This window comes from Aeromonas sp. Prich7-2 (assembly GCF_017939255.1).
Taxonomy (GTDB): domain Bacteria; phylum Pseudomonadota; class Gammaproteobacteria; order Enterobacterales; family Aeromonadaceae; genus Aeromonas; species Aeromonas caviae.
Genome location: NZ_JAGKRI010000062.1, coordinates 34577 through 55545, shown reverse-complemented (window position 1 = coordinate 55545; position 20969 = coordinate 34577). Strand labels below are relative to the sequence as shown.

The following is a 20969-nucleotide window of genomic DNA, read 5'->3' as shown; positions in this document are numbered from 1 at the left end:
GCTCACTTGGCTGGTTGCAGCAGCACGGCGACCACGCTCGCCGTGATGGGCTCGAGACGGACGATCACTCTTCCGTCCCACGGGCCACCGGGTAGCGCAGCTTGATCTCCGCCACCTTGTCGCGCCATGTCTGCTCGGCGGCTGGTGTCTTGTCGTATTGCCACTCCAAGAAAAGGGGGTCGGACTCCGCCACGTAGGCGCGCTGGCGGCGCGACCGTTGCCCCTCTGTCAGCTCATAGTTGTGCTGGGCGAGCACGGAGGCTATGACCTCCTCACTCATGCCCAGCTCCGCCATAAAGGCGGGATCGTAGTTGTCATGCGTTTCGCCGTCGTATAAGTAGCTCATCTATTTGCCCTCTCGAAATGTTAAACAGGCATCAACCGATTAAGCGCCACTACCGTGGCGCCAACAAAACCCAAGGCGCAAGGCTCAGGCAAAGGCGGGGCGAAACCCAATGTCCGCGGGCGCGGCCGCGCGAGAAAGGTTCAGACCGAGCACAGCCAAGCCAGCGTTGGCCCCGCCGCCCCAAGAGCCGCCACGATACGGGAGTCGCTCGCCGAAGTTGCGCATATAGAGCCGCCCCTGTGGCAATGCATTGGCCGGCTCCAGCAGCAGCCGCTTCATCGCCTGATTGCTGACGTAGCTGCCTGATTTTGTCATTGCTCGCCACTCTACGTTGGCTGAGTTGCCTGCGTTGGCGTTGTCTCCGATGGCTCCCAGTCTGTTGTTGACTGCGTTGGACAGGATGGCCGATCCACCGGTTGGTGTTGACGCATCAAGAAACGCATCAGCGAACGCCCAGGCCGCCTCGATCTGCGTATTGTGGGATGACAACTTAAAGCGTCCGTCTTGCAGCAAAAACCCATCCTGCCACTCCCATACGTTACCGACCAGATCCGCAATCCCGCCCAGCGTGCGAGTATGCGTCGCCTCGGACCCCATCGAGCCGGTCTGGGTTCGCCCCGTGCCGGCTGTATCACCCGGCGCTCTATTGTCGGCCCGATCGCCCACCATCCAGGTTTTGGCGTGGCTGCGACCCAAGTTGGTGTTTCCGATTGGCTCGTAGCCGTTGGCCATGCACCACAGGGCGATTGCCGCCCATTCGTGCGCCGTCATCAGATGCCAGCCTGCGCCCTTCGCGGCGCAGGCGGCACGCGCTGCCGTGTGGTCCAGTGATGCGCGGGGATCTTGCCGCGGCGCGCTGACAGCGCCGGAGCCGGACGCAAGATAGGCGCCGATAAAAATTTCGCCCTTAATGCTGCCGCTGCCAAAATCGAACGCCGTCACATCGCCAGTGCCCATATCGGCAGTCATGCCCAGGTCGGCGTAGCTGAAGCGCGGCAGCACGAACATAGCATTGGCGTTGCCAGCGCTGTCGCGAATGATGGTCTGTCTGCCGCCGGTTGCCCGCTCCAGGGCGTAGCGCTCCGCATCGAGGATGGTGGCGCCGCCCACGCGCATCAGCGAGCCGGTCCCGGCTTCGGCGAGGTCAGTTACAGTTTCCAGTCCTGCGATAAAGCTGGCTCTGTCCGCCTCAGACTTGGATCTGTCGGCTTCGGCTTTTGCTAAGGTAGCGCTAGAGGCTGAAGACGCAGCAGAGGCTGTTGCATTGGATTGCGCAGTCTGAGCAGATGCAGCAGAGGCTGTTGCTTCAGCTGCCAATGCCACGGCTGAAGCAGCGCGATCCGCTTCGGTCTTTGCCCGGTCGGCTTCGACCTTGGCGCGGGCCGTCTGCCCCTCGCCCTCGCTGGTCACACGCTTCCACGGGATCATGGTGTGCTTGGTTCCATCCGGTGCAGTTACCTCGATGGTTGCCGCATCACTGGTCAACAGTGCTTGGAAAGCATCACTCTGCTGCTGATATGCCCCCAGAGTGGCGTTCAGTCGGCGGGCAAACTCCGGGATGGAATCCGAAAAGGTCGTGATGATCTCGTAGGCCTTGCCTGTGGCAGTTGTGCCACGGTAGGCCTGCACCAGATACAGCTCCGTGTTGGACACCACGTAGTCCACCTCGTAGAAATCCACCGAGGTGCCACTGGTGATACAAAAAAGGTGGCCCTTGGCCACCCCGTTCTTGGTGTCTGCGAAGGTGGTCCCGGTACCGGTCACCTTCTTGTTGCCATTGGTGACGGCCACCGTACCGTCACGCTTCCACACTCCAGCCATGTTGCCCCCTTACTGCCCGGTCACGCGGGAGAAGCCTTCGGTCTTGCGCTGCTCCATATTGGTATCAACCTGGGTCTTTTCACCCAGCTGCTGCAGGTAGGCGTTGTAGTGGCCGACAGCCCGATTGGAGTTGGCGCTGTATTCGGAATCCTTCGAGAAGGCCCGGTACATGATGAAGTCGATAAGCGGGTTGATGTAGATGTCATCCAGATCGGCCAGCGCCGGCGTGCCCACGTTTTCCACATCCGTCAGCACCTTGGATTGCGGCGCCACGGAGTAGATGACATCCACTTTCACCGCGGCGGCGGGGCCTGGGTAGAGATAGAAGTTCTTGGGATCGCGGTCGTCGTAGGTGTAGGCCGCCACACTGGTGCCATCCTTGCCAGCATGCCAGTCCGGGTAACTGTCATCGAGGGCGCGTCGCGGCACGAAGCGGATCACTTTGCCGTCGGCATTGCGCAGCACCTCGATCAGCCGCAGGGCATCTGCAGGCAGGCTCTGCTTGGTGCCGGCTGCGCAGTTGAACTGCACGTTCTTGGTGTGGGCGTCAGGACGCATCAACACGATCGCCTTGGCGGCATCGTTGTAGTAGTCCAACAGCTCCTGCTTGGGCCAACGAACCCAGGTGCGATCGTTGAGCAGGGTGTTTACCCGCTTCAGGATCGAGTCAACGGTAACGGTTGCCATGTGTGGGGTCCTTTAGAAAAATGTGTGTTTGCGGGACGGGTTGTGGAATTCGACCTGGGTCGGGGCGCTGTGCTCTTTGCGGAACCGGCCAGCGCGACGCCAACCTTCGACAAACTCAGCCCGGTGGTATCCTGCTCGCTTAGGGTCAGACCAGGGGCGGTCTGGCTGGGCATAGAGCAAGGCTGCGACGCCATGGGCAATGGCATCGGCGTGATCGTGGTAGAGCTGGGCTGGGAGCTCGGTGGCGTTCTTGACCGGGGCAGCCACATACCAGATCCGCACATTGCAGAGATCTGTCAGGATGCTCAGCTCATTGGCCGACATGGCGAAGTAGTCTCGCCCGCTGACAAATGGCGCGCCCCCTTCTCCGGTCAGGTGCAGCACATTGCACGATGTCATCCCGCTGATGTTGCAGACCTCCACCAGGCTGCCGGCTGACGCGCTTGGCAATAGTCGGTCAAGGGTCAGCAAGGCCGACTCCCGGCAGAACGTGATGGCCGCCTCTGTGACGGCCTCACTCAGCATGACTTCGAGCGGGCCGGTGATGTGCAGCCTGACAGTGGGCAGGAACTGCTCACGCGACACCATCTGCATGCTATTCCCCCTGCTCTGCCAGCTTGGCCTTCAGGGCGTCACGCACGCGCACCCGGTATTCGGGCACCTTCTCTTGCGGGCCCTGCGGCTCGATATCCAGATCTTCCCCTTCCACCAGGGTGGCCAGTTGGGCAGAGGTCATCTTGGCCAGGTCACGCTCACCGACCACCATGCTCTGCTCTTCCGCCAGGCGGGCCTGCTCGGCGGCGAGGCGCTCCTTCTCTTTGGCGGCAGCCTGGGCAGTGGTCTCCTGCCGCTCCAGCTCGCCAGCCAGTGCCTCATGGCGGATCCAGACGGTCGGGAACTCCAGCAATTGCATGGCGATGTGACTCTCCACATCCACTGCGGTATGGCGCGGGAAGACCAGGCGGCTGCCGGTGACCGTGTCTTTCTTGCTCGGCTTGTCGCCGATGTAAACCACGGCAATCTTGTCGCTCATGGCGATGACTCCTATTCAGAAACGAAAAAGCCCGGCACAGGGCCGGGCGGACAGTGATCGGCAGCCTTACAGGTTGCCGACTACCTCGTAATGCAGCTTGAGCTTGACGGTGCCCGTCGCAGCGCCGCCACCAACGGTGAGGGTGATCTCCTGGTCGGGCAGCGTTTTCAGATCGTCCACCGGGAAATACTTGGATACCGCCGTTGCCGTGCCTTCGGCGTTGATGATGGTGGTGTCGCCAATTTTGACGGTCAGCGTGGTGCTGGCACCCAGCGCGCCGCTGATGAGGGTGGCGCCAACCACTTTCAGGTTGGGCTCCACCTTGTCACCAAACGCGATGACGTCGCCTGACGGCACAGCCGCCAGCTTGGCCACCAGGGTCGGGGAGATAGAGAGGTTGCCGAACGAACCAACAAACCAGCGGTAAGCTCGGGCGATCAGGGTAGTTTTGGCCATGACATGGCTCCTTATCTGGTCAGATATCAACAGGAGGGGGTATCAACCCCCTCGCTCTGGTGGGTGGATTAGCGCGCGACGGCGCTGACGGCGGTATCCAGCACCATGCAACCATGGTCCTGAATGTTGCCGTTGCGCTGCTTGAAGCGGATCTTCTGCAGGCCGGATACCCAGCTGATGGAGATCTCGGTACTGTTGCCGTGGTCGGTTTTCTCTTCGTGCATGCCGAAGGAGCCGCCCTGCTCGCCAGAGCCGAAGGCGTTAGCCAGCGCCTGACCACCCAGCAGCACGGCGCGGTCGATGGTGGTGCCTGCTACCTTGTCCACTTCCACGCCGGTCGCGGAGTTGGCGGCGCACACCTTGACGGTGCTGCCTTGGTTGAAGCGGATCGGCATGCCCTTGTAGGGCTTGACCAGGATGCCGCGCCACATCGCCCCTTCACCCCGGAAGATGGGGTGGTTCCAGCCCTTACTGCGCTCCATGGCGGCAGCCAGCATCGCCTGCCAATCCTTGCCGGAGGTGGAGGTGTAGAAGTCGTGCCACTGGCGCGGGGTGACATAGAGCACGTAGAGCGGCTCGCCACCGGACGGATCCGCCACCATGCGGATCGGCTGGATGGGGTTGGCCATCTCGGACAGGAACAGCGACATGTTGTCCACGCAGCCCAGATTGAAGCGGTCAGCCGCGTCGATAGCTTCGAAGCTGGTCGCATCACCACCGAAGAAGTGGCGCTCGTAGGTGGGCGCAGTCAGCGGGTTGATCATGATATCGGCAAATTCCGGGTCATCCGCCAGCGGCAGGATGATATCGGTCGCGTAGTAGTCGCCGCGGGCGCCGGCCAGCTGGGCAAAGCCGCGCTGATCAACCAGTCGGCCGTAGTAACCATCAGCAAGCAGCGTGCGGGCGGTCTTGATCAGGTCGTGCTTGGTGCGCTGCTGGCTCATCTTGCCGCCAGCATCCACGCCGTGACGGGTCTGGTTGATTTTGAGCGCGAAGTCAGCAAAGGACAGGGACTCCAGGCGGCCATCCAGCTTCTGATCGCCCATGCTCGGGCGACCGGAGAGCTGATGGAACAGCTGCATTTCGACAGCATCGCCGCGCTGCTTGGTCAGGTCGGTGATGCGAACTACCGGCGCACCTGCACTGGTCTGCTTGCCGCCGTTGACCTTGGCACCCTTGGGAGCCTCTTCGGTCAGCATGTTCACCAACGAGTGGGAACGGTTGGCCGCCGTAAACAGTGCGGCCTGCAAAATCTTGTTGGCTTGCGCCGAGGTGACTTGGGTCATGATCCTCTCCTACATGAAAACAAAAACCCCGACACAGTGGTCGGGGTTGGCTTATTGAAATGGGTGGTGGGTTAGTACCCGGCCTGCTCCAGCAGCGCCTCCATTTGGGCGTCCGTCATGGCGCCCATCTCGCCGATAAGCTCGGTCTGAGACATGGCACCAAAGCGCTCCACTCCAGTGGGAGCGGCATGATGGGTCTGGCCGAGTGCCGAAGGGCTGGACGGGATGAAATCAGCGGGCTTTTCTGCACCCTTGCCGGGTACCTTGGCGGGAGGGATGACCTCATCACCAAAGGCCAGCTTGGTGCGGCGCGCCGCCTCTGCGAATCGCTCATCCAGCGACTTGCCTTGCCACGCGGGATCAGCCTGGAGCTTCTCATCGACGATGATGGCGAAGTCGAAACGGTCCTGGTCCTTTTCCCGCCAGCTCACCAGATCAGGTACCGCCTGCAGTGCGGCCTGTACCGGGTTGAGGGTGGGTTGAACCTGCCGCGGTGCAGCCTGCTGCTCCAGCCTTTGGAGCTTGCTGGCAATGGCTGCGATGGACTTGCCCAGATCCGGGTAGTCCTGTGCCAGTTGTGCCAGCTCCTCTTGGCTGATGTCGTCAGGGTCAACATCGGGGTTGATCCCGTGCTTCTCCATCAGCGCCTGCAGCTTGTCCCGCTCGGCTTGGGCCTGCTGCGACTGAGCCAGTTGCTCACGCAGTTGCTTGGCTTCATTGCGCGCCTGCTCCAGCACTTCATACGGGATGGTGTGTTGACCGCTCTTGGCCAGGATCACCTTCTCAGGCTCCGCGACCCCTTCACCGCCCTGCTCGGTGCTGCCCTGTTCGTTACCGGCTGCCACCTCGCCCGCCGACGGCGCGGGTTGTACGTCCGTTTGCTCGGTGCCAGTGCCATCATCCAGCTCGCTATCGGGCTCACGCTCGATCGCTTCCAGCATGGCTTCCAGTTCGTCCAGGCTCTCAGTGCCGGTCAGGTTGTCGATGTTCTTATCCATGGTTGTCCTCGTGGGTTTTCAGTGGGTGGTATCGCTGCCCAAGCGGGGGAAGGCTCTCGGTGAAAGCGCTCCCCGGCTGGGGCTGGGCACAAAAAAGCCCGCACAAGGCGGGCAAGGGTTGCCGTCTATCGCTAAAGATTCGCTAAATGGCACTTGAGCCGCCAGCCTTCCAGCTTCCACAGCATGGCCTTCGCCTTGCTCTCCGCGTCCTTGATGGCGTACTTGGCGCCAAACTTGGCATTGAAGTTGGCCGGGTCCGCACAGGCGGTCATGCCGATGGCCAGGGTGAAGCCATTGGCAGCAATGGCGGTGGCAATCGTGGTTGTGGTACCCGGGATCACATGCACGTCATATGTCACCCCAGCCATCAGCGCATCGATCTGCTCAGGGGTGACGCGCGGGGCGGTCAGTTCGAGCGTCTGGATCTCGCGCTCCATTTCGGCATCAATGTGTTGCTGGTCGGTCATGGCCCGCTCCAAATAAAAAACCCGGCACAGTGGCCGGGTCTGGAAATGAAAAAGGCCCAATCTCGAGAGACTGGGCCATGTTGGGGAAATCGTAACGCTGGCAGGTCAGGAAAGCAACTATCAGAGCGCGATCGCGTCTATCTGCTGCTGAATGGTGTCCAACAGCTGGGCCTGCAGGGCTGCCTGCTCGGTCTGCATCGCCTGCTGCTGGGCTGCCAACTGCTCCATCTCCTGCAGCGTCTTACCGGTCTGGGCCTGCTTGAGGGCATCCTCGAACCGGATAGAGTCGGTCAGCTTGGCGATGCGCTGAGCCTCTGCCTGCCACTTGGCGGCTTTGCCCTCCAGCTCGGCCAGCTTGGCCTGCATCTCGCGCATGACCAGCTCCTGCTGCATCTGGGCCTGCTGGGCTTGCTGCTCGGCGGCTGCGCGCTCCTCCTCGTTCATCTCGTCCGGGTCTTTCGGGATGTTCAGGGCATTGCGGATCCGCTCCACAAACTCGGCCTTGCGCGGCACATCCATCAGCTCAACCAGCAAATCGAAGCAGGCAGCGGCGGCCTCTGGCGGCAGCTGGGACATAGCCTGGGTCATCCGCTCGGCCAACTGCTGCTTGTAGGCGGCAGTCTGCTGGATCGGCGCCAGGGCGATATGAGCCCGCAGCCGGGTCACATCGTTGGTCAGCTTGCCATCCTCCTGCTCCACGTTGATCACCACGGCCTTGCGGCGGCGGGGGTCATCGCGATTCACGGTCACCTTGTAGTTGCGCTTGCCGGCCATGTCTTCCAGCAGGTAGGCCAACGCCAGCTGACCCACCTGCTGACAGCCCATCCGGTAGTTGTCGTTGATCTCGGAGAGCGTGGTCGCCCCCTGCTCCACCAGGTTGCTGATGGCCACGCCTGACTGACCGGTGGAGCCCTGCCCCAGAAAAGCCGCATAAATCCCCATGGTGTCCTGGATCAGTTTCACCGAGTCCTGCATCACCTGGAACTGCTGGGCCGCCACGTTGAAGTCCTGCTCCACCTTGAAGGCATCGGCCACACTGGTCTTGTTGGCGCGGTCAGGGTTGAGCTCGATATAGCCATCCGGGCGCTCGACTTGCTCCAACACCTGATCCCGGCTCATGTTGGTGGCGTCCTTGTCCATGATGACGCGCTTGGCCTGCAGCAGGAAGGTCAGCTTGATGCGCCGCAGGTTCACCTCGTCCTGCGCCGGCATGGCCCGAGCAATCAGGCCGTATGGCTCGCCGGTACGGTCTTTCCGGTACCCCCAGAACGGCACCAGCGGATACATATTGTGCGGGGCGGTGCAGGGGCGATCGACCAGATGATGGGGGCCGACGAACCAGGATTCCCGGATCACGGCCACCGGGCAGCGTTCCAGCTTGGCGCGCCCCATGGCCACAGCAGCGAGATGCAGTTGATTGGTCTTGTCGTATTCCAACGCCCGGCCTGAGTCGAGCTTCAGCACCTGACGCATGGTGTAGGTGCGGTAGTAGACCACTTGCAGCAGCACCCGGTCTCGCTCCCTGCTGCACCACTCCACCTCCTTACCGCTGAACTGGCTCCACTCGTCATAGGCGCTGACCAGGTTGGGGTCCAGCCCCTCGATGGAGGTCAGGCTCACGACCCCCTCCCAGTCGTTGACGCCCCACTCCAGCGCCTGTGCCTTGCTCGGGAACATGGTCTTGGCCTCATCCAGATCGACCCAGCGGCGTCGCATCAGCCAGCGGCAGTCGCTCAGATCCGGCTCCCTGCTATGCCAGTCCCAATAAACCTCGTCACGGTGGATGCTGCTGAACTTGTAGCGTGGGCCGAACGGGTCATCGCGGCGACACACCTCCATCCAGCCCAGGCCGGTCTTGATTTGGCCGCTGTAGGCCTCGCCCCGGGCTCGGTCCAGTCCGCCAAGGCGGCACATATCGGCGTATTCGGCGTTGACGGCCTCGGCAAGTTGCTCCAGCTCGTCGTCGTGGTCATCGGCGATCACCATCAGATCGGTGCGGCTCTTGGCTTCCATCCCCAGCACGCCGTCAATGGTCGGCGCGATCAGGTTGTGAATGGTGATGGGCTGGCCCCGCGCCTTGAGCACACTCACCACCTCGGGCGGCAGTTGATCGCCGTCGTAGTAGGCGCACGCCCGATTGGCGATAGAACGCCAGTCCGGCTGGCCGTTGATATCGCTCATCAGTTTGAGCAGTCGCGGGGTATCGAGGCCGCCTTTTTCAGGGGCCTTGGGTTGGGCGTTGATCATCAGTTGGCCATCCAGTGCTTGGGTTTGCGGAAGGATTCAGGTTTGACGATGCGAGCCGGCATCCGGGCACGCATCTCTTGGGCAATCATGTAGCTCATGAGCTGGTCGTCGTAGCAGCCGTCCTGGGCGTTCATGCTGCCGCTCTTGTCGTAGACGTAGGTGGTGGCTTCGGAAATGGTACCGATCCAGCGGATCCCGGACTGCCCGGCACGCAGCAGGGCCTTGAGGCCATCGACGAGGATCGGCTTTGACTGCCGGGTGGTAAGCCAGCCAAGGCGCGGCGTCTCGTCGTCGCGGTCCCGGTCGATGTGCTCCTGGGTGTAGATGCGCCGGGTTGGGTAGATCTCACGGAGCTTGAGCAGCACAGCGTGGCCGTGGTTGTTGCGCTCTGGTCCAATGTAGGCCGGGCCATGCTCTGCGGTGCCGTAGAACCTGCCGACGTGGGCAAGCAGCTGGGCAAACAGCCCCGGGTCGAGATGGCCGAACCAGTGGGCCACCTGCCGGCCGTCGCTCTTGGCCGTCACATCCAGGCTTGAGCGGTCGCCGTGCTCCAGCCCTTCCGCCACGTCGGCGCCGATGGCGTAATCCTCGTCAGGGTCTGGCAGCTCCCAGACCAGCAGCATGTTCTCGAGCGAGCGCTGTCCCTGCTCGTCCAGCTTCTCCGGTTTGCGGGCCTTTTCGCGCCTGCCGGTGACCGGGTCGATGTCATAAACGATGAGCGGGGCCATGCAATCGCCCTCTGCTTCCATCGTGGCGATGGGGTCGAACACCCGGCGCCCGGAGGTGAGGAAGGCTTCCAGCGGCGTGCTGGGATACTCCTGCTTCATCTCCCCACGCTGCGTGCCCTCTTTCAGCACGTACCACTGCCGCTGCTCGTCGCTGATGGTACAACCCATCGCCTTCTCCACCGCGGCGAAGTATTCCGCTTGGGCCTTGCTCATCACCACACCGGAAGCGGGGACGTCGGCGCGATACTTGGGATCCTGCCACCAGGCGAAGAAGTGGAACTTCCAATCCAGCTGGGTCAGCTCGCCGGTTGAGCGAGACAGCTCCAGCGACTTCATGCTCATGGCGTGGAAGTCGCCGCCTACCCCTTCCGCCGTGCTCTCGATGAAGGCAATAGCGCCTGGGTGGATTGCGTTGAGGGTACCGGTTCGCACCTCCTTGGCCTTCTCCGGGTATTTGGCGCAGATCTTTCCGTGCTCGGATACATGCAGGCGCTGGACGGTACCGGAGCGGAACGAGGTGGCCACCTGGATGCTGGAGCCATGCCGGAACAGGATATGACCGCCATTCGCTCCGCCCCGCCGGGTCACCACCTTGAACTGGGCCTTGAGCCAGCCCGGCAGGTTATCGAACGGGACTTCAATCTTGGTGCGGTAGATCTCACCGGCGGCCGTCAGGTCCTGGGCGATGATCCCGCACTTGAGGTTCTTGTTGAACAGCGCCTCGTCCAGCAGATAGATGTCGATGGCCGTGGAGAATCCGAGCTGACGCGCCTTGAGGATGATGTTCAGGTACCACATGGTCCGGAACAGCAGCTCCTGCGCCGGGCGCAGCCTGAAGCGCACCAGCTGGCCCTGCTCGTTCTCGATCATGTAGAGGTTGTTCATCCGCCACCACTTATCGCTGAGCTTCGAGCGGATGTAGGCCATCTGCTCCTGCTCAGTCATGGCGGAGGTATCTAGTTCGGTCATCGTGGGATCTCAGGCAATAAAAAACCCGCCGAAGCGGGTTGGTGTGGGTGATGCTGTAGTTATGTTCGTTCTTGCCATGCTGCGGTGATGGCGTTGACCTCTGCCCTGGCTGCGGCACGCTGCTGAATGTTTTCGGCCAGCATCCTCACATGACTGGGATCTGCAATCATTGCGCCCATCTCGACCAGCGCGCCGTTGCGGTAAAGGCGGTATGGCTCGAGGAGCACGCGCTCAATGGTGACAGTAGCGGCGTAATCAGGTTCGATGTCATAACCAATTTGTCGCGATGGCCCCAGAACTGGCGGCAACTCGTATTGCGCCTCACGCCCTGAATCAACGGCGTCGCACACCTCCTGAGGCAATGAGCAATCGGCGATGTAAACCGCTTCCCCAGCCTCATTCTTGCGATAAATTCTCATTATTACTCCAGTGGAAGCAAGTTCAGGCGATCGGGCTTTCATCTTTTATCCACCGCTCAAGCTCTGTGATCTTTTCATCCCAACGCTTGAAGTCAGCCGTTGCACGTTCATCGTCAAGCCCCACATCTTCTACGCCAAACAGCTCTGACACCGAGCGAAGTTTGGCGATCGCCTCAATAGCCAAAATCCGTTGTGCGGCCTGACGCTCTCTTTGTTTCATGGCTGGCTCCTGCATGGGGGGGTGAACTCTGGCTCGCATTTTATCACGACATCAGCCCGCCAGTCCCCATCCCCTGCAGCTCGGTGACCATCTCGCTGACGGGCGTTGCCTCACTGCCGCCATCCTTCTCAAGCCGATCTGCTTCGGCGGTCAGCTTGCGGGCCGCAGCCCGGATGCGCCGAGTATCTTCCTCAATTTTCGGCACGCTCACCTCGTCGATGCGAAGGGCGCTCAGGGTCCGCTCGATGGACTCAATCCGCTGGATGTTGCGGTCGAGGGCCTGCTCGGCTTTCAGGATCTTGTCGTAGAGTGCGATCCGGTCGGTCATCTCGCTGGCGTTAACCAGGTCCTGCTGCAGACCCTTGAGCAGCTTGGTGACGGAAATGACGCGAGCCCGGGTGAAGTCCAGCTCGTCGCGCAGTTGCAGCTCGCGAGCTTGGTCGAACAGCTCCTCGGCATCGAGGAACTGGGCGTAACCGCCGTGGGTCTTGGCTATCTGCATGCCCGGCTTGATGTTGGCGGGCGGGTTCGGGTTGCCAGAATTACCTACCGACTCCTTGTGTCCCTCGGTAAAGCGGCCGCTGCCATCCCTGCCGCTCCCCATGTTGTTTTTCGGCGCTTGGCCTGAGTCGTCAGGGATCTGTGTGGATGAGGATGACTTTTCCTCTCTTCCCTCTCCCCCTTTGGCCTTGGCCTCATTCCCCTTGGCTTGCGCACTTTGCGCAGATTGCGCAGTTTTGCGCACTTCGGAATGCGCAGATTGCGCAGCTACGCGAGATTTATCAGGTTGCGCAGGGGATTGCCCCCGGGATTTCAAATAGCGACGCGCCGAGTTGTAGTTCAGGCCGCGGCTGTCACACCAGTCTTTCGCACTGATGCCGGTCGCGTCATGCTCCTGCAGGAACTCTGCATTGAGCTGTGCCCAGTCGGTCTTTGCCATTTAGATGGATAGCTCGCCTTCGACGATGGCATCACCAGGTACAGGCTCATGGGTAGCCGGTACTACGACGGAGACGCCAGTATTCAGGGTGACCAGGGCCTGACTCCCGTCATACTCCCTCACCTGAGTAACAACCCCGGTCACGGTAATGCCATTAACCACCGCATCGCTCCAGTGCATCGAGATAGTCCAGTAGGTCGGCTGTGGATTCCCCAGAAAGACAAACCCCGCCATTAGCGGCGGGGCTCCATGTCAGCCTGGGTGTGGGTGGCGGGCAGTTCACTGTTTGACTTGGGGCTATCTGGCAACTGGCCAGAAGCAGCACCGAAACGCTCAGCAAAACGCCCCTGTGGGTCCGCATGATTCTTGTCATGGCTTTCCTGCGCCTCCCTTGCCCTCTCCTGCTTAAGCCAACGGCCCAGAAGGGCCGTTAGAATGTCGAGCAGTTGGAGCAAGCTGTTCATGTTATTGCTTCCTGGCTTTCTCAGCCGGCAGGTTCATAGCCAGCTTGTCCAGCACCTTGGTCAGGCCAACCAAGAAGGCCTGCACCTTCCCGATCACCTCATCGTCCCGGGTGGACGGGGTGACGGCCGCGATCTTGGCCAGCCCCTGCACCACCATGGACGCGCCGCCCACTACAGCCATCAGGATGACAATCCAGTTGATGACCACCTCAACGATGTGCTCCATATCTACCTCACAGGTTACAAACCCGGCTCAGCCAGCCGTAGGCATTGGCCTCCTGCGACTCCTGGCGCTCAGCCAGTGTGATGCAGTGGGCAATTCGAAGGGAGTTCACAGCCTCGGCCAGCAGCCGCTTGCCACCGGTACCGCGCGCCTTGATGTACCCCTCCAGCGCAGAAAGAGAACGAGGCCCTATGGCCCCGTCTGCTTTCACGTCCGGATAGAGCCTTTGCCTGTCGTTCAACACATTCAGCAGGCGCTGAAGGTCTTTTGCTGCCCGACCTGGACCGGAGTTGACCCCATAGTCAAACAGGTAGGTGGCCAGATCGGCATCAATCACCTCAATGGATGAGAGGCTCATCTGGTTCCAATAAGAGGTGTAGACCTTTACCGCCTCAGCCTTTGGATAGTCGCGCATATGGCCGGTGTAGCCGAACTGGCGAGCGGTGGCTTGAGTCACCCCCCAGCGAGTCGGGCCGCCGCGGTCCTCTGCGCGATCAGTGAACTTGTCACCCCCCTCACGCTGGATCACCTCATCAATAACCTGCAGGCGAATACTCATTACCCCTTCCCCCCAGTCATCCAGCCGGTTGCCCGGCGTTCGTACAGCTCCAGTGCTTTCGATCCCATCAAGCCAGCCAGGCCAGCCATGAAGCCGCACAACGGGAGTGGGGCTGCGATGTACCAGCTCAGCAGCATGGTCAACATCCCGGCGAACCCTGACACCACCACCTGGAGCAGCGCCTCAGCCCATCGGAATCTCCTTCCCTCGCGTTTCACCGTCTGTATGTAGGTCACAAGCCCCCCCCATACGCTCAGCCCGCCGAATGCCAGATAGGCGAGCACGCTGTAGTTCTGTGGATCCTTGTCAGGCATCATCGCCCCTCCAGAAACGACAAAGCCCGCACGAGGCGGGCCAGAAATGAAAAAGGCCAGGGTCACGGGGACTCTGGCCATCTTTGAGCAATACTAACGCCGGGGAGGGGTAGATTCAATCACTGCGTCTATTCATGGGGTTGCGCCTGCTCGGCGGCGAACGCTCCGCGCCTAATCCGCCCGCATCTCCCTCACTTGTCGGCCCATGACTTTGGCCAGATCTGACGCCTGGTGGATCACCTCATCAACAGCACGCTCTACGGCCTGCCTCATCTCCTGCCCGAACCGGCGCGACACCAACTCTACGTGTGGCACGACCCGGCCGGTGCCGTGGCACTTCGGGCAGCCGTCACCCTTGCGCGGGCGGGTCCCGGTGCCATTGCAGTGCGGGCAGCGCCCTGACTGCATCATCTCGGCGACACAGTGGTCATTGGCCAGGGACAGGATCTCGTTCCGCTCAGCCAGAAGGCGCTGGTACTCGTGATCATTGCCGGACCGGTGGGCGCGCTTGGCCTTCTCCATCACCACGGCGGCCCGGCGGCGCTCCTTGTCATAGTGAGGGTGGCAAAGTACCAGGTGATCCAGCTGCTCAGGCAGCGGGCGGCGCAGCAGGATAGCCATGGCCATGCCACCGGCATCGCTGCTGCCAAGAGTGGCGCTGAAGTGCGTCAGCAGCGACGCAAGGGCTTGTTCATCCCCCAGGTGGTCTGCCATCAGGAACTGGAGCCCCTGGGGGTTGTTCTTTGCAGCAACCTGCAGGGCGCCGATAAACTCGTTCCGGCCCAGAGCATTGAACTGCCTGCCGGCGGCGGGCTCATGGAGCGCCCCCTTCGGCGAGAATAGGCGCAGAGCCATTTCGATAGCATGGGTCATGGATTGGTCCTCTGGTCTGGGTCCTGATTGAAGGCGGCGAGCAGCCAGGCGCGCAACTGGCCGGATTTGATGTGTTCCGGGGTAACTTCCAGCACGGTCCACCCGAGCAAGGTGGCCTCGTTCATCTTGGCCCGGTCCTCTACGAACCCTCTCCCCCGGGTGTGCCGGCCGCCGGAGTGGATCCCGCCATGGACTTCGAGCGCGATCATGCGGGTGGGCCAGGCGTAGTCGAAGCGCCATTTGCGCTTGGGGTGAAACAACAGCTCGGTGGCGGGGTCAGGAAGGCCGACCAGCTGGGTCAGCACCTTGTCGTGCAGGGAGGTGACCTGCTGCGCCTTGCGCACCTGGTTGGCTGCGCTCCTGACCTTCGGGCTGCTACCCAGCAACCGGGTCGCATCGAGGGCGGTAAGGTGGATCATGCCGCCCTCCCGATGGTGTTCTTGCGCAGTTCGGTGACTTCTCTGGCCACCTGCTCCAGCAGGGTCTCCTCGCTGCCGTGATCTTGTTGCCAGGAACGCGGAGCGGCGTGGAACCCCGTGGGGTAGCTGGCGCGATGGTGACGGGGGCAAAGCGGCAGCACCCGGGTGTGCTCGGCGCGCTGGGCCATGCCAGATCCAGAGCGCACATGATGAATTTCCGCAGGTGTGGCGCCATGCCCGGCATTGCGGCAGGCGATACAGCCGAGCGAGCTCACATCGTTCAGCCAATCCTTATCAGCCTTGGTTTTGCTCATCGCGCGCCCCTTTCATCGTGTGAGCCTGCAGCGATTGCAGGTTCAGCAAGGTGAATGCTCCGCCTTTTTGCGGGCACCATCCGGCCGTATCGATATGGATCACGTTGCCAAGCGCTACCGGGCTGCTCATGGGGGTGTGACCAACAACGAGGGCATGCACATCAGACACACCGCTCTCATCACCAAGCTCCACACGCCGACGCGACCACATACAGGAGTTCTTGATGGATCGCAGCAGTCCAGGGTTCCCCTCTGCGCCATCCTCAAGCTTTTCAATCAGGTAGCTCCAGGACGGGAATGGGCAATCAGCATGGATCAAGCCAATCAACCCACTCGGCGTATCCACCTCGATGGCGATAGGCAGCTCGCGGAACTGGGCTGCGTACTCGCCGCGCTCCACATCGAGCAATGACATGAACCACGCCCCACCGTTCTGCAACCAGTTTCCTGTGTCACAGGTGTCGTGTCGGCATACATAATCGTCATGGTTGCCGCGCACCGGGTGGAACCAGGGCTTGGCCAGCCACTCCAGCACCAGTTCGCATTCCGGCCCCCGGTCAACCAGGTCACCAACAGAGAACAGGCGATCGCGCGCGGTATCGAATCCCACTTTGTCGAGAGCCCGCTGCAGCAGAGTGAAGTGGCCGTGGATGTCGCCGACCGCGAAATCTCGCCCCGCGGTATTCGCTGAAAATCTCTTTACCAGTGAGCTCATGCCGCCGCCCTCCCGTATGCCGCTACCCAGTCGAAGCCGCGGCGGGATTCATCCCCGAACTTCACGCCCTGCTGGGCGCCGAAGGATTGGGCCAGCTCAATGAGATCGCGCATCTCGCGCACGGTCATCTTGGAAGTGGACTTGCCCAGCACCACGAAGCCGTTACCGTCGATGTTCGGCACCACGTCTTGCTGGTACAGGGCGGCGGAGAGAACGTGCTTCCAGTCCTCCTTGGAGAGCTTGCGGCCGTGCCAGACCACCTGCTCGGCGATATCGGTCATGACGGCCCAGAACAGGGCATTCTGGGCCAGGGTCCGGGTCAGCTCCTTGATTTCGATAACCAGCGGCTTGTCCTGGTCAACCGGCAGGCTGGCGACCAGTTGGCTGGCGCGGGAGCGGATGTCGGGGCTTCGCAGGAAATACTTGGGGTAGCTCATGCTCACCCCCGCTTGGACTTGTTGCGGCGCTTGGCGGCGGCACGCTGACGCTGTGCGGCCCGGTCATTGCGCGGGTTGGGGATGCAGAATGAACTGGATGGCGTGAAGCGGATAGGGTCAATCCAGGCCGGGGCGCTGGCCGCCAGAACGGCTGCGATAGCGTGGGTGAATCTCATGCTGCCACCGCCTTAGCCGCAACGGCCTCGGTGGTGGGAGGCAGCGCGATGCGGTAATGCCACACCTGCTTGCCGTCGATGACCTGATTGCTGGAATGCTTCACCCAGCCGTAGCAGCAAACTTCACGCAGTCTGGCGCTGATGGCGGCCTGGGTGTCGGCGTGGCCGTAGCGGCTCCAGCACTCGCGCTCGATGTCGCGCAGGGTGCGGGCCTTGCCGTCGCTCATGATGGATATCACGCGCCCCAGCTGGGTCGCGATGGATAGATCTCGGGTATGTGGTTTCGTCATGGTCAGGGTCCTTTTGGTCAAGCTGCCGGGTGGTCTAGGTCCGGCAGAGTCATGGTACGGCGCAGTACCTCTGGTGTCACTGGTTGGCAAGGCCCTCCCTTTCAAAGTTATCCACAGCCCCAAACGTGTCACCACCTCGCAACACCAGCACTGGCGCGGCTCTCAGTCGAGCAGCCTCCTCCGCCACTTGCTCCGGCGTCGTGCTCTGCACCAGCCAATGCCCTGCGCCACGCTGCTGATCGGTGTGGCCCAGTGCGGCGATCTCGTCGGCCACCTCGAGCTGTACCCGCTCCCCGCACCAGCCCCACACGGCCGGATAGATCACCACCCGGCAGAATTTCGCGGCCTTGACCGCGGCGATCACGTCTTGGTTGAACATCCCTAAATCCTCCCTGTGATGGTGTAACCGCGCTGGCGGCGTTCGGTGAGTATCCTGTCCAGCTCAACCTGCACCGCCTCGCTCGTCACGTCGCCGTCACGCTGCAGCACAATCACGGTCGCCTCCATCTCGCATGCCCTGATGGAGATCACCAGCCTTGACTCCCGGGCTGGCGCAGCCGTGGCTGGCTGCCGGCGCAGTATCTCTGCCCGCACTTCTGCCGGGCGCGGAGCGAACTGGCGCTCCACATCGGCCGCCATGTCCTGCACCACCTCCCGGATCTGGGCTGGAGTGAACCCGCGCAGCACGCCACCCCAAGCCAGCGCCACGCCGCGGGCATTGGCATCCAGCTGGTTGGCACTGGCAGGCCAGCTCCCGGCCATCAGCGGCAGCAGCTCCTCAGCGATGAATGCGGCCATGCGGGCGCTCATGGCGGGCGCATCCTGGTTGGCTGGCAGTGCGGTCACGTTAGAGGGGAGTGTCGTCGTCATAGCTGACAGCTCCCGATTCGATGAGACTGCGCGCCTGCTGCTGGGCGGCGGCAATGTTGGACATCGGCTTGCGCTTACCCTCGAAGCCCTCCCACTCGCCGTTCAGGCAGCGCGGGCGACCGATCTGAACCCAGCGTTGGGCGCCAGCCAGGTACCCGGCGAACTTCTGCGGCGCAAACAGGGTCATTGGCCGCAGGTATTCGGCCATTTTCAGGTTTGCGGACCAGTGCTCGCGCTTGAAGTCGATCACCAGTTGCAGATCGGCCACGGAGTAGCCCTCCGCCAGTCTGGCGTTGATGTTCTGCAGGGTGGTTGGCTTGGCCTGATAGCGGCGATTGCATGCGGCGTTGAGGTGGTTCAGCACAGCCAGAGAATCCGCTGATGGCTCTGCCGTTTTTTTAGCCGGTTTTGTTTCGTCAGAAACAGAACAAGAGATCTGTTTATTATCTTCAGAGTTTATATTGTTATTAATGATAAGATCTTCGGCATGATACTCCGCACCTAACTCCGCGCCGCTGAGTTGGTGATCACCCTCTAACCCCATATCTGGCGCGCCCTCAAACTCCGCACCATACTCCGCGATAAAGTGTTGCGAAACTCCGCGCTGATAAGCGTCGAAATTCAGCAGGCTGATGATGGTGTAACCACTCTTGCCCTGCTTGGTCGTCCTGCTGATCGCTCCCTCCTCATCGAAATAGTCCAGCGCCCGGCGAGCCTGATCCTCAGATACGCCACACGCTTTCCCGAGCGAACGAGCAGAGCAAGCCAGCTGACCACGATGAATGGTGAGGCGGTTGCCATTGAAGGTGACTTCACGGCTCTCGTAGGCCGCATCCAGCAGCAAATGCAGCCACACGGACTTCTTGGCTACATCCTTGTACCAGGGGGCATTCAGCATCGACGAGTAAGCGAGGCGGAAGCCATTGCGGGCATTTTCGCTCACGTTGCTACCTCTGCTGATAGGTTTGGAAATGGGGGCGCTGGGCCCCGGGAATTTGATAACGGCGCTCATGCCGCCACCTCCTGCTCGGTGTAGGCGCAAGCCGGGCACTCAAAGGCGCGGTCATCGTTACCGGATTGCAGTTCACCGCCACACAGCGGGCAGTGGTTGAGGTCGTTCAGCAAGGGGTGGCCCCCATGGGCCATGGTTGAATTGGTCATTGTTGGGTCCTGTGGTGTTTAAGCTGCCCGCTGGTGAGGCGGGCAGGTGCTGCCTATGCGCTGGGTTGTGCCTCGGCACGTTCAAGGGTGCGGGCTTCGAGCTCGCGGGCCAGGCGGACGGCTTGGCGATCGGTGCCAGCGGCGTGCGCGGTCGAGATCAGCGGCTCGTCGAGGGCCAGGGCCAGCTCGTGCATGACCGATTTCAGGATGATGTTGTCGCGATCGCTGACGTGCTGGGATGCCGGGCGCGGCGGACGTAATTGCATGGTCATGGGTTACCTCCCGAGGACAAAGTTGATGAGTTTTTGCAGGGGGCGCAGCGGGCGCTCCTCGTTGTAGGTGGCCTCGTCTTCTTGGCTGAACTGGAGCAGGCCGCGCTCGGGCAGGCCGGAGCCCTCCAGGATCTCCTCGACGGTCACGGGCGGAAATCCCTGCTCGAGTAAGCTCCGATTGGCCCGTTTGACGGCCCTCGCCAATATGGTGGGCTCGTGCTGAGATATGGCCTGGAGCAGGATCAGCAGCGAGGTGCGGGCAAATGCGGTTTCGGTCATGCCACACTCGGCGCCTACTTCCTGCCATACCTGGCGCTGAGCTGGGGTGCCGCGCACCCGCAGCGGGGAGCGGGTGCTCATATTTTCATGATCGGGGAGCGTTACTCTTCCCATGGGGTTGGTCCTCTGTGTTGGATAGGAAAACGGGCCGGTGGTCAGGCGGCCTGCTGGGTAGGATGGTCTTGCTCCTTGATCAGGGGGTAATCCTCCAGTCCCAGCCGCAGCTCGCCATTGCTGGCAATGACAAAGCTGACTGCATGCTGGGCTGGAATTACCTCCCCCCACTTCACGGCAAGGCTGCGGGAGATGCCAATCGCTTTCATGGCGCGGGCCATGTTGCCGAAATAGCCGATTACTTCATGTTTCTTCATTGGTCTGGGTCCTGTGCATGGTGACATGCAAATGATGTCCTCTATAGAGAACGATGTCAATCTTCATCGTCTCCCAAAGTGATCAGTCAAGGAATTACAATTTAGTCTCTAAAGAGAACAAGAGGTTATTGATGAAAACTTTCGGGCAACGCCTTGAGGAAAAGCTGCAAGAGTTGGGCATCAGCATGTCTGAGCTTGCGCGCCGTACCGGCTTATCAAAGAGCGTGATTAGCAACACCATCAATAACCCGAATCGTGAAATGCGAGTGTCATCCCTGATTTCCATTGCCAGGGTGCTGAAGGTTGATCCCATATGGCTATACACCGGCCGCAGCAGTGGTGATCTGCTGAACGACATTCAGTTCAATTCGGATAAAGTGCCGGTCTGGACCTTGGATGACGTGGGGAACCTGGCAACAGATATGCTGCCGAACATGAATAGCGGGCGGTATGTGGTGGCAGAGAACCAAAGCCACAGCATTGCCATCGAGGCCACAAACGATCACCTATCAAAATCAGGCATTGTGGCCGGTGATATCTGCATATTCAGCCTGGCTGACCGCACTCCAGAGGAGGGTGCTGTAATGCTGATCAGGCTCGAAAAGAATGATCAAG

At 61.3% G+C, this 20969-nt stretch carries 34 protein-coding genes; 1 reads left to right on the top strand and 33 read right to left on the bottom strand.

Going from position 1 to position 20969, the window contains the following annotated elements; all coding sequences use genetic code 11:
• Nucleotides 1-64: 64 nt before the first annotated feature.
• The 33 genes from J9892_RS12420 to J9892_RS12260 all read right to left on the bottom strand — a co-directional run bounded on the left by J9892_RS12420 (nt 65) and on the right by J9892_RS12260 (nt 20354).
• Nucleotides 65-346: a hypothetical protein gene (locus J9892_RS12420; protein ID WP_210538432.1), complete on the bottom strand. Its 282-nt coding sequence runs from the start codon at nt 344-346 to the stop codon at nt 65-67.
• 84 nt (nt 347-430) lie between these two features.
• Nucleotides 431-2167, bottom strand: a complete 1737-nt coding sequence (locus tag J9892_RS12415) for a hypothetical protein (protein WP_210538431.1) — start codon at nt 2165-2167, stop codon at nt 431-433.
• A 9-nt stretch (nt 2168-2176) separates the two neighbouring features.
• Nucleotides 2177-2854: a DUF6682 family protein gene (locus J9892_RS12410; RefSeq protein WP_163136143.1), complete on the bottom strand. Its 678-nt coding sequence runs from the start codon at nt 2852-2854 to the stop codon at nt 2177-2179.
• 12 nt (nt 2855-2866) lie between these two features.
• Nucleotides 2867-3448, bottom strand: coding sequence for a hypothetical protein (locus J9892_RS12405; protein WP_210538430.1), 582 nt, complete (start codon nt 3446-3448; stop codon nt 2867-2869).
• A gap of 1 nt (nt 3449) precedes the next feature.
• Entirely contained in the window at nt 3450-3887 is a 438-nt protein-coding gene (locus tag J9892_RS12400; protein ID WP_210538429.1) for a hypothetical protein, read from the bottom strand.
• Nucleotides 3888-3953: 66 nt separating this feature from the next.
• Nucleotides 3954-4343, bottom strand: coding sequence for a hypothetical protein (locus J9892_RS12395; protein WP_053288662.1), 390 nt, complete (start codon nt 4341-4343; stop codon nt 3954-3956).
• A gap of 68 nt (nt 4344-4411) precedes the next feature.
• Nucleotides 4412-5629, bottom strand: coding sequence for a DUF4043 family protein (locus J9892_RS12390; RefSeq protein WP_210538428.1), 1218 nt, complete (start codon nt 5627-5629; stop codon nt 4412-4414).
• A 71-nt stretch (nt 5630-5700) separates the two neighbouring features.
• A complete protein-coding gene (locus J9892_RS12385) occupies nt 5701-6627 on the bottom strand; it encodes a hypothetical protein (RefSeq protein WP_210538427.1) in 927 nt (308 codons plus the stop codon).
• A gap of 131 nt (nt 6628-6758) precedes the next feature.
• Entirely contained in the window at nt 6759-7094 is a 336-nt protein-coding gene (locus tag J9892_RS12380) for a Gp49 family protein (protein ID WP_210538426.1), read from the bottom strand.
• A gap of 120 nt (nt 7095-7214) precedes the next feature.
• A complete protein-coding gene (locus J9892_RS12375) occupies nt 7215-9341 on the bottom strand; it encodes a portal protein (RefSeq protein ID WP_210538425.1) in 2127 nt (708 codons plus the stop codon).
• Complete coding sequence (locus J9892_RS12370) at nt 9341-11038, bottom strand: terminase (RefSeq protein WP_210538424.1); 1698 nt, start codon at nt 11036-11038, stop codon at nt 9341-9343. Before J9892_RS12370 ends, J9892_RS12375 begins: the two co-directional genes overlap by 1 nt.
• 59 nt (nt 11039-11097) lie before the next feature.
• Complete coding sequence (locus J9892_RS12365; protein ID WP_210538423.1) at nt 11098-11457, bottom strand: hypothetical protein; 360 nt, start codon at nt 11455-11457, stop codon at nt 11098-11100.
• Between the two features lie 22 nt (nt 11458-11479).
• The gene (locus J9892_RS12360) at nt 11480-11677 is read right to left on the bottom strand and encodes a hypothetical protein (protein WP_043129239.1); all 198 of its coding nucleotides are present in this window, start codon (nt 11675-11677) and stop codon (nt 11480-11482) included.
• 43 nt (nt 11678-11720) lie between these two features.
• A complete protein-coding gene (locus tag J9892_RS24620) occupies nt 11721-12281 on the bottom strand; it encodes a hypothetical protein (RefSeq protein ID WP_246876668.1) in 561 nt (186 codons plus the stop codon).
• Nucleotides 12282-12617: 336 nt separating this feature from the next.
• Nucleotides 12618-12779, bottom strand: coding sequence for a hypothetical protein (locus J9892_RS12350; RefSeq protein WP_223945640.1), 162 nt, complete (start codon nt 12777-12779; stop codon nt 12618-12620).
• A gap of 71 nt (nt 12780-12850) precedes the next feature.
• Nucleotides 12851-13081: a hypothetical protein gene (locus J9892_RS12345; protein WP_160317949.1), complete on the bottom strand. Its 231-nt coding sequence runs from the start codon at nt 13079-13081 to the stop codon at nt 12851-12853.
• A 1-nt stretch (nt 13082) separates the two neighbouring features.
• Nucleotides 13083-13307, bottom strand: coding sequence for a hypothetical protein (locus tag J9892_RS12340; RefSeq protein WP_042880547.1), 225 nt, complete (start codon nt 13305-13307; stop codon nt 13083-13085).
• A 7-nt stretch (nt 13308-13314) separates the two neighbouring features.
• Entirely contained in the window at nt 13315-13863 is a 549-nt protein-coding gene (locus J9892_RS12335; protein WP_210538421.1) for a glycosyl hydrolase 108 family protein, read from the bottom strand.
• A complete protein-coding gene (locus J9892_RS12330; RefSeq protein ID WP_210538420.1) occupies nt 13863-14180 on the bottom strand; it encodes a phage holin family protein in 318 nt (105 codons plus the stop codon). Before J9892_RS12330 ends, J9892_RS12335 begins: the two co-directional genes overlap by 1 nt.
• Before the next feature lie 168 nt (nt 14181-14348).
• Complete coding sequence (locus tag J9892_RS12325) at nt 14349-15050, bottom strand: TIGR02642 family protein (RefSeq protein WP_210538419.1); 702 nt, start codon at nt 15048-15050, stop codon at nt 14349-14351.
• A complete protein-coding gene (locus tag J9892_RS12320) occupies nt 15047-15469 on the bottom strand; it encodes a hypothetical protein (RefSeq protein ID WP_210538418.1) in 423 nt (140 codons plus the stop codon). The genes J9892_RS12325 and J9892_RS12320 overlap by 4 nt, the downstream gene beginning before the upstream one ends.
• Entirely contained in the window at nt 15466-15783 is a 318-nt protein-coding gene (locus J9892_RS12315; RefSeq protein WP_210538417.1) for a Ref family recombination enhancement nuclease, read from the bottom strand. Before J9892_RS12315 ends, J9892_RS12320 begins: the two co-directional genes overlap by 4 nt.
• Nucleotides 15764-16498 carry a metallophosphoesterase gene (locus J9892_RS12310; RefSeq protein ID WP_210538416.1) on the bottom strand — a complete coding sequence of 245 codons (735 nt, stop codon included), beginning with the start codon at nt 16496-16498 and terminating at the stop codon, nt 15764-15766. Before J9892_RS12310 ends, J9892_RS12315 begins: the two co-directional genes overlap by 20 nt.
• The gene (locus tag J9892_RS12305) at nt 16495-16935 is read right to left on the bottom strand and encodes a recombination protein NinB (RefSeq protein ID WP_210538415.1); all 441 of its coding nucleotides are present in this window, start codon (nt 16933-16935) and stop codon (nt 16495-16497) included. Before J9892_RS12305 ends, J9892_RS12310 begins: the two co-directional genes overlap by 4 nt.
• Before the next feature lie 2 nt (nt 16936-16937).
• Nucleotides 16938-17111: a hypothetical protein gene (locus J9892_RS12300; RefSeq protein WP_210538414.1), complete on the bottom strand. Its 174-nt coding sequence runs from the start codon at nt 17109-17111 to the stop codon at nt 16938-16940.
• Nucleotides 17108-17401, bottom strand: a complete 294-nt coding sequence (locus tag J9892_RS12295) for a hypothetical protein (RefSeq protein WP_045789804.1) — start codon at nt 17399-17401, stop codon at nt 17108-17110. The genes J9892_RS12300 and J9892_RS12295 overlap by 4 nt, the downstream gene beginning before the upstream one ends.
• A 76-nt stretch (nt 17402-17477) precedes the next feature.
• Complete coding sequence (locus J9892_RS12290) at nt 17478-17780, bottom strand: hypothetical protein (RefSeq protein WP_210538413.1); 303 nt, start codon at nt 17778-17780, stop codon at nt 17478-17480.
• A gap of 2 nt (nt 17781-17782) precedes the next feature.
• The gene (locus tag J9892_RS12285) at nt 17783-18271 is read right to left on the bottom strand and encodes a hypothetical protein (RefSeq protein ID WP_244911255.1); all 489 of its coding nucleotides are present in this window, start codon (nt 18269-18271) and stop codon (nt 17783-17785) included.
• Entirely contained in the window at nt 18249-19283 is a 1035-nt protein-coding gene (locus J9892_RS12280; RefSeq protein WP_210538412.1) for a conserved phage C-terminal domain-containing protein, read from the bottom strand. The genes J9892_RS12285 and J9892_RS12280 overlap by 23 nt, the downstream gene beginning before the upstream one ends.
• Nucleotides 19280-19432, bottom strand: coding sequence for a hypothetical protein (locus J9892_RS12275; RefSeq protein WP_193399780.1), 153 nt, complete (start codon nt 19430-19432; stop codon nt 19280-19282). Before J9892_RS12275 ends, J9892_RS12280 begins: the two co-directional genes overlap by 4 nt.
• Before the next feature lie 53 nt (nt 19433-19485).
• Nucleotides 19486-19704, bottom strand: a complete 219-nt coding sequence (locus J9892_RS12270; RefSeq protein WP_005310218.1) for a hypothetical protein — start codon at nt 19702-19704, stop codon at nt 19486-19488.
• Between the two features lie 3 nt (nt 19705-19707).
• On the bottom strand, nt 19708-20097 hold the full coding sequence (locus J9892_RS12265; RefSeq protein WP_210538411.1) for a hypothetical protein: 390 nt from the start codon (nt 20095-20097) through the stop codon (nt 19708-19710).
• 41 nt (nt 20098-20138) lie between these two features.
• Nucleotides 20139-20354: a Cro/CI family transcriptional regulator gene (locus J9892_RS12260; protein ID WP_005310214.1), complete on the bottom strand. Its 216-nt coding sequence runs from the start codon at nt 20352-20354 to the stop codon at nt 20139-20141.
• Between the two features lie 53 nt (nt 20355-20407).
• On the opposite strand from J9892_RS12260, the gene J9892_RS12255 reads away from it, so the two are divergent.
• Nucleotides 20408-20969, top strand: a 562-nt coding sequence (locus tag J9892_RS12255) for a helix-turn-helix transcriptional regulator (protein ID WP_246876666.1), incomplete at its 3' end; no start/stop codon positions are given.

Coding starts and splice junctions, on each gene's coding strand:
- J9892_RS12375 (WP_210538425.1), bottom strand. CDS start 9,341: ATGATCAACGCCCAACCCAAGGCCCCTGAAAAAGGCGGCCTCGATACC.
- J9892_RS12365 (WP_210538423.1), bottom strand. CDS start 11,457: ATGAGAATTTATCGCAAGAATGAGGCTGGGGAAGCGGTTTACATCGCC.
- J9892_RS12345 (WP_160317949.1), bottom strand. CDS start 13,081: ATGAACAGCTTGCTCCAACTGCTCGACATTCTAACGGCCCTTCTGGGC.
- J9892_RS12405 (WP_210538430.1), bottom strand. CDS start 3,448: ATGCAGATGGTGTCGCGTGAGCAGTTCCTGCCCACTGTCAGGCTGCAC.
- J9892_RS12260 (WP_005310214.1), bottom strand. CDS start 20,354: ATGAAGAAACATGAAGTAATCGGCTATTTCGGCAACATGGCCCGCGCC.
- J9892_RS12275 (WP_193399780.1), bottom strand. CDS start 19,432: ATGACCAATTCAACCATGGCCCATGGGGGCCACCCCTTGCTGAACGAC.
- J9892_RS12290 (WP_210538413.1), bottom strand. CDS start 17,780: ATGTTCAACCAAGACGTGATCGCCGCGGTCAAGGCCGCGAAATTCTGC.
- J9892_RS12385 (WP_210538427.1), bottom strand. CDS start 6,627: ATGGATAAGAACATCGACAACCTGACCGGCACTGAGAGCCTGGACGAA.
- J9892_RS12270 (WP_005310218.1), bottom strand. CDS start 19,704: ATGACCATGCAATTACGTCCGCCGCGCCCGGCATCCCAGCACGTCAGC.
- J9892_RS12310 (WP_210538416.1), bottom strand. CDS start 16,498: ATGAGCTCACTGGTAAAGAGATTTTCAGCGAATACCGCGGGGCGAGAT.
- J9892_RS24620 (WP_246876668.1), bottom strand. CDS start 12,281: ATGGGGAGCGGCAGGGATGGCAGCGGCCGCTTTACCGAGGGACACAAG.
- J9892_RS12400 (WP_210538429.1), bottom strand. CDS start 3,887: ATGAGCGACAAGATTGCCGTGGTTTACATCGGCGACAAGCCGAGCAAG.
- J9892_RS12315 (WP_210538417.1), bottom strand. CDS start 15,783: ATGAGCAAAACCAAGGCTGATAAGGATTGGCTGAACGATGTGAGCTCG.
- J9892_RS12415 (WP_210538431.1), bottom strand. CDS start 2,167: ATGGCTGGAGTGTGGAAGCGTGACGGTACGGTGGCCGTCACCAATGGC.
- J9892_RS12335 (WP_210538421.1), bottom strand. CDS start 13,863: ATGAGTATTCGCCTGCAGGTTATTGATGAGGTGATCCAGCGTGAGGGG.
- J9892_RS12330 (WP_210538420.1), bottom strand. CDS start 14,180: ATGATGCCTGACAAGGATCCACAGAACTACAGCGTGCTCGCCTATCTG.
- J9892_RS12340 (WP_042880547.1), bottom strand. CDS start 13,307: ATGGAGCACATCGTTGAGGTGGTCATCAACTGGATTGTCATCCTGATG.
- J9892_RS12420 (WP_210538432.1), bottom strand. CDS start 346: ATGAGCTACTTATACGACGGCGAAACGCATGACAACTACGATCCCGCC.
- J9892_RS12280 (WP_210538412.1), bottom strand. CDS start 19,283: ATGAGCGCCGTTATCAAATTCCCGGGGCCCAGCGCCCCCATTTCCAAA.
- J9892_RS12295 (WP_045789804.1), bottom strand. CDS start 17,401: ATGACGAAACCACATACCCGAGATCTATCCATCGCGACCCAGCTGGGG.
- J9892_RS12320 (WP_210538418.1), bottom strand. CDS start 15,469: ATGATCCACCTTACCGCCCTCGATGCGACCCGGTTGCTGGGTAGCAGC.
- J9892_RS12300 (WP_210538414.1), bottom strand. CDS start 17,111: ATGAGATTCACCCACGCTATCGCAGCCGTTCTGGCGGCCAGCGCCCCG.
- J9892_RS12285 (WP_244911255.1), bottom strand. CDS start 18,271: ATGACGACGACACTCCCCTCTAACGTGACCGCACTGCCAGCCAACCAG.
- J9892_RS12325 (WP_210538419.1), bottom strand. CDS start 15,050: ATGACCCATGCTATCGAAATGGCTCTGCGCCTATTCTCGCCGAAGGGG.
- J9892_RS12360 (WP_043129239.1), bottom strand. CDS start 11,677: ATGAAACAAAGAGAGCGTCAGGCCGCACAACGGATTTTGGCTATTGAG.
- J9892_RS12305 (WP_210538415.1), bottom strand. CDS start 16,935: ATGAGCTACCCCAAGTATTTCCTGCGAAGCCCCGACATCCGCTCCCGC.
- J9892_RS12370 (WP_210538424.1), bottom strand. CDS start 11,038: ATGACCGAACTAGATACCTCCGCCATGACTGAGCAGGAGCAGATGGCC.
- J9892_RS12410 (WP_163136143.1), bottom strand. CDS start 2,854: ATGGCAACCGTTACCGTTGACTCGATCCTGAAGCGGGTAAACACCCTG.
- J9892_RS12390 (WP_210538428.1), bottom strand. CDS start 5,629: ATGACCCAAGTCACCTCGGCGCAAGCCAACAAGATTTTGCAGGCCGCA.
- J9892_RS12395 (WP_053288662.1), bottom strand. CDS start 4,343: ATGGCCAAAACTACCCTGATCGCCCGAGCTTACCGCTGGTTTGTTGGT.
- J9892_RS12265 (WP_210538411.1), bottom strand. CDS start 20,097: ATGGGAAGAGTAACGCTCCCCGATCATGAAAATATGAGCACCCGCTCC.
- J9892_RS12380 (WP_210538426.1), bottom strand. CDS start 7,094: ATGACCGACCAGCAACACATTGATGCCGAAATGGAGCGCGAGATCCAG.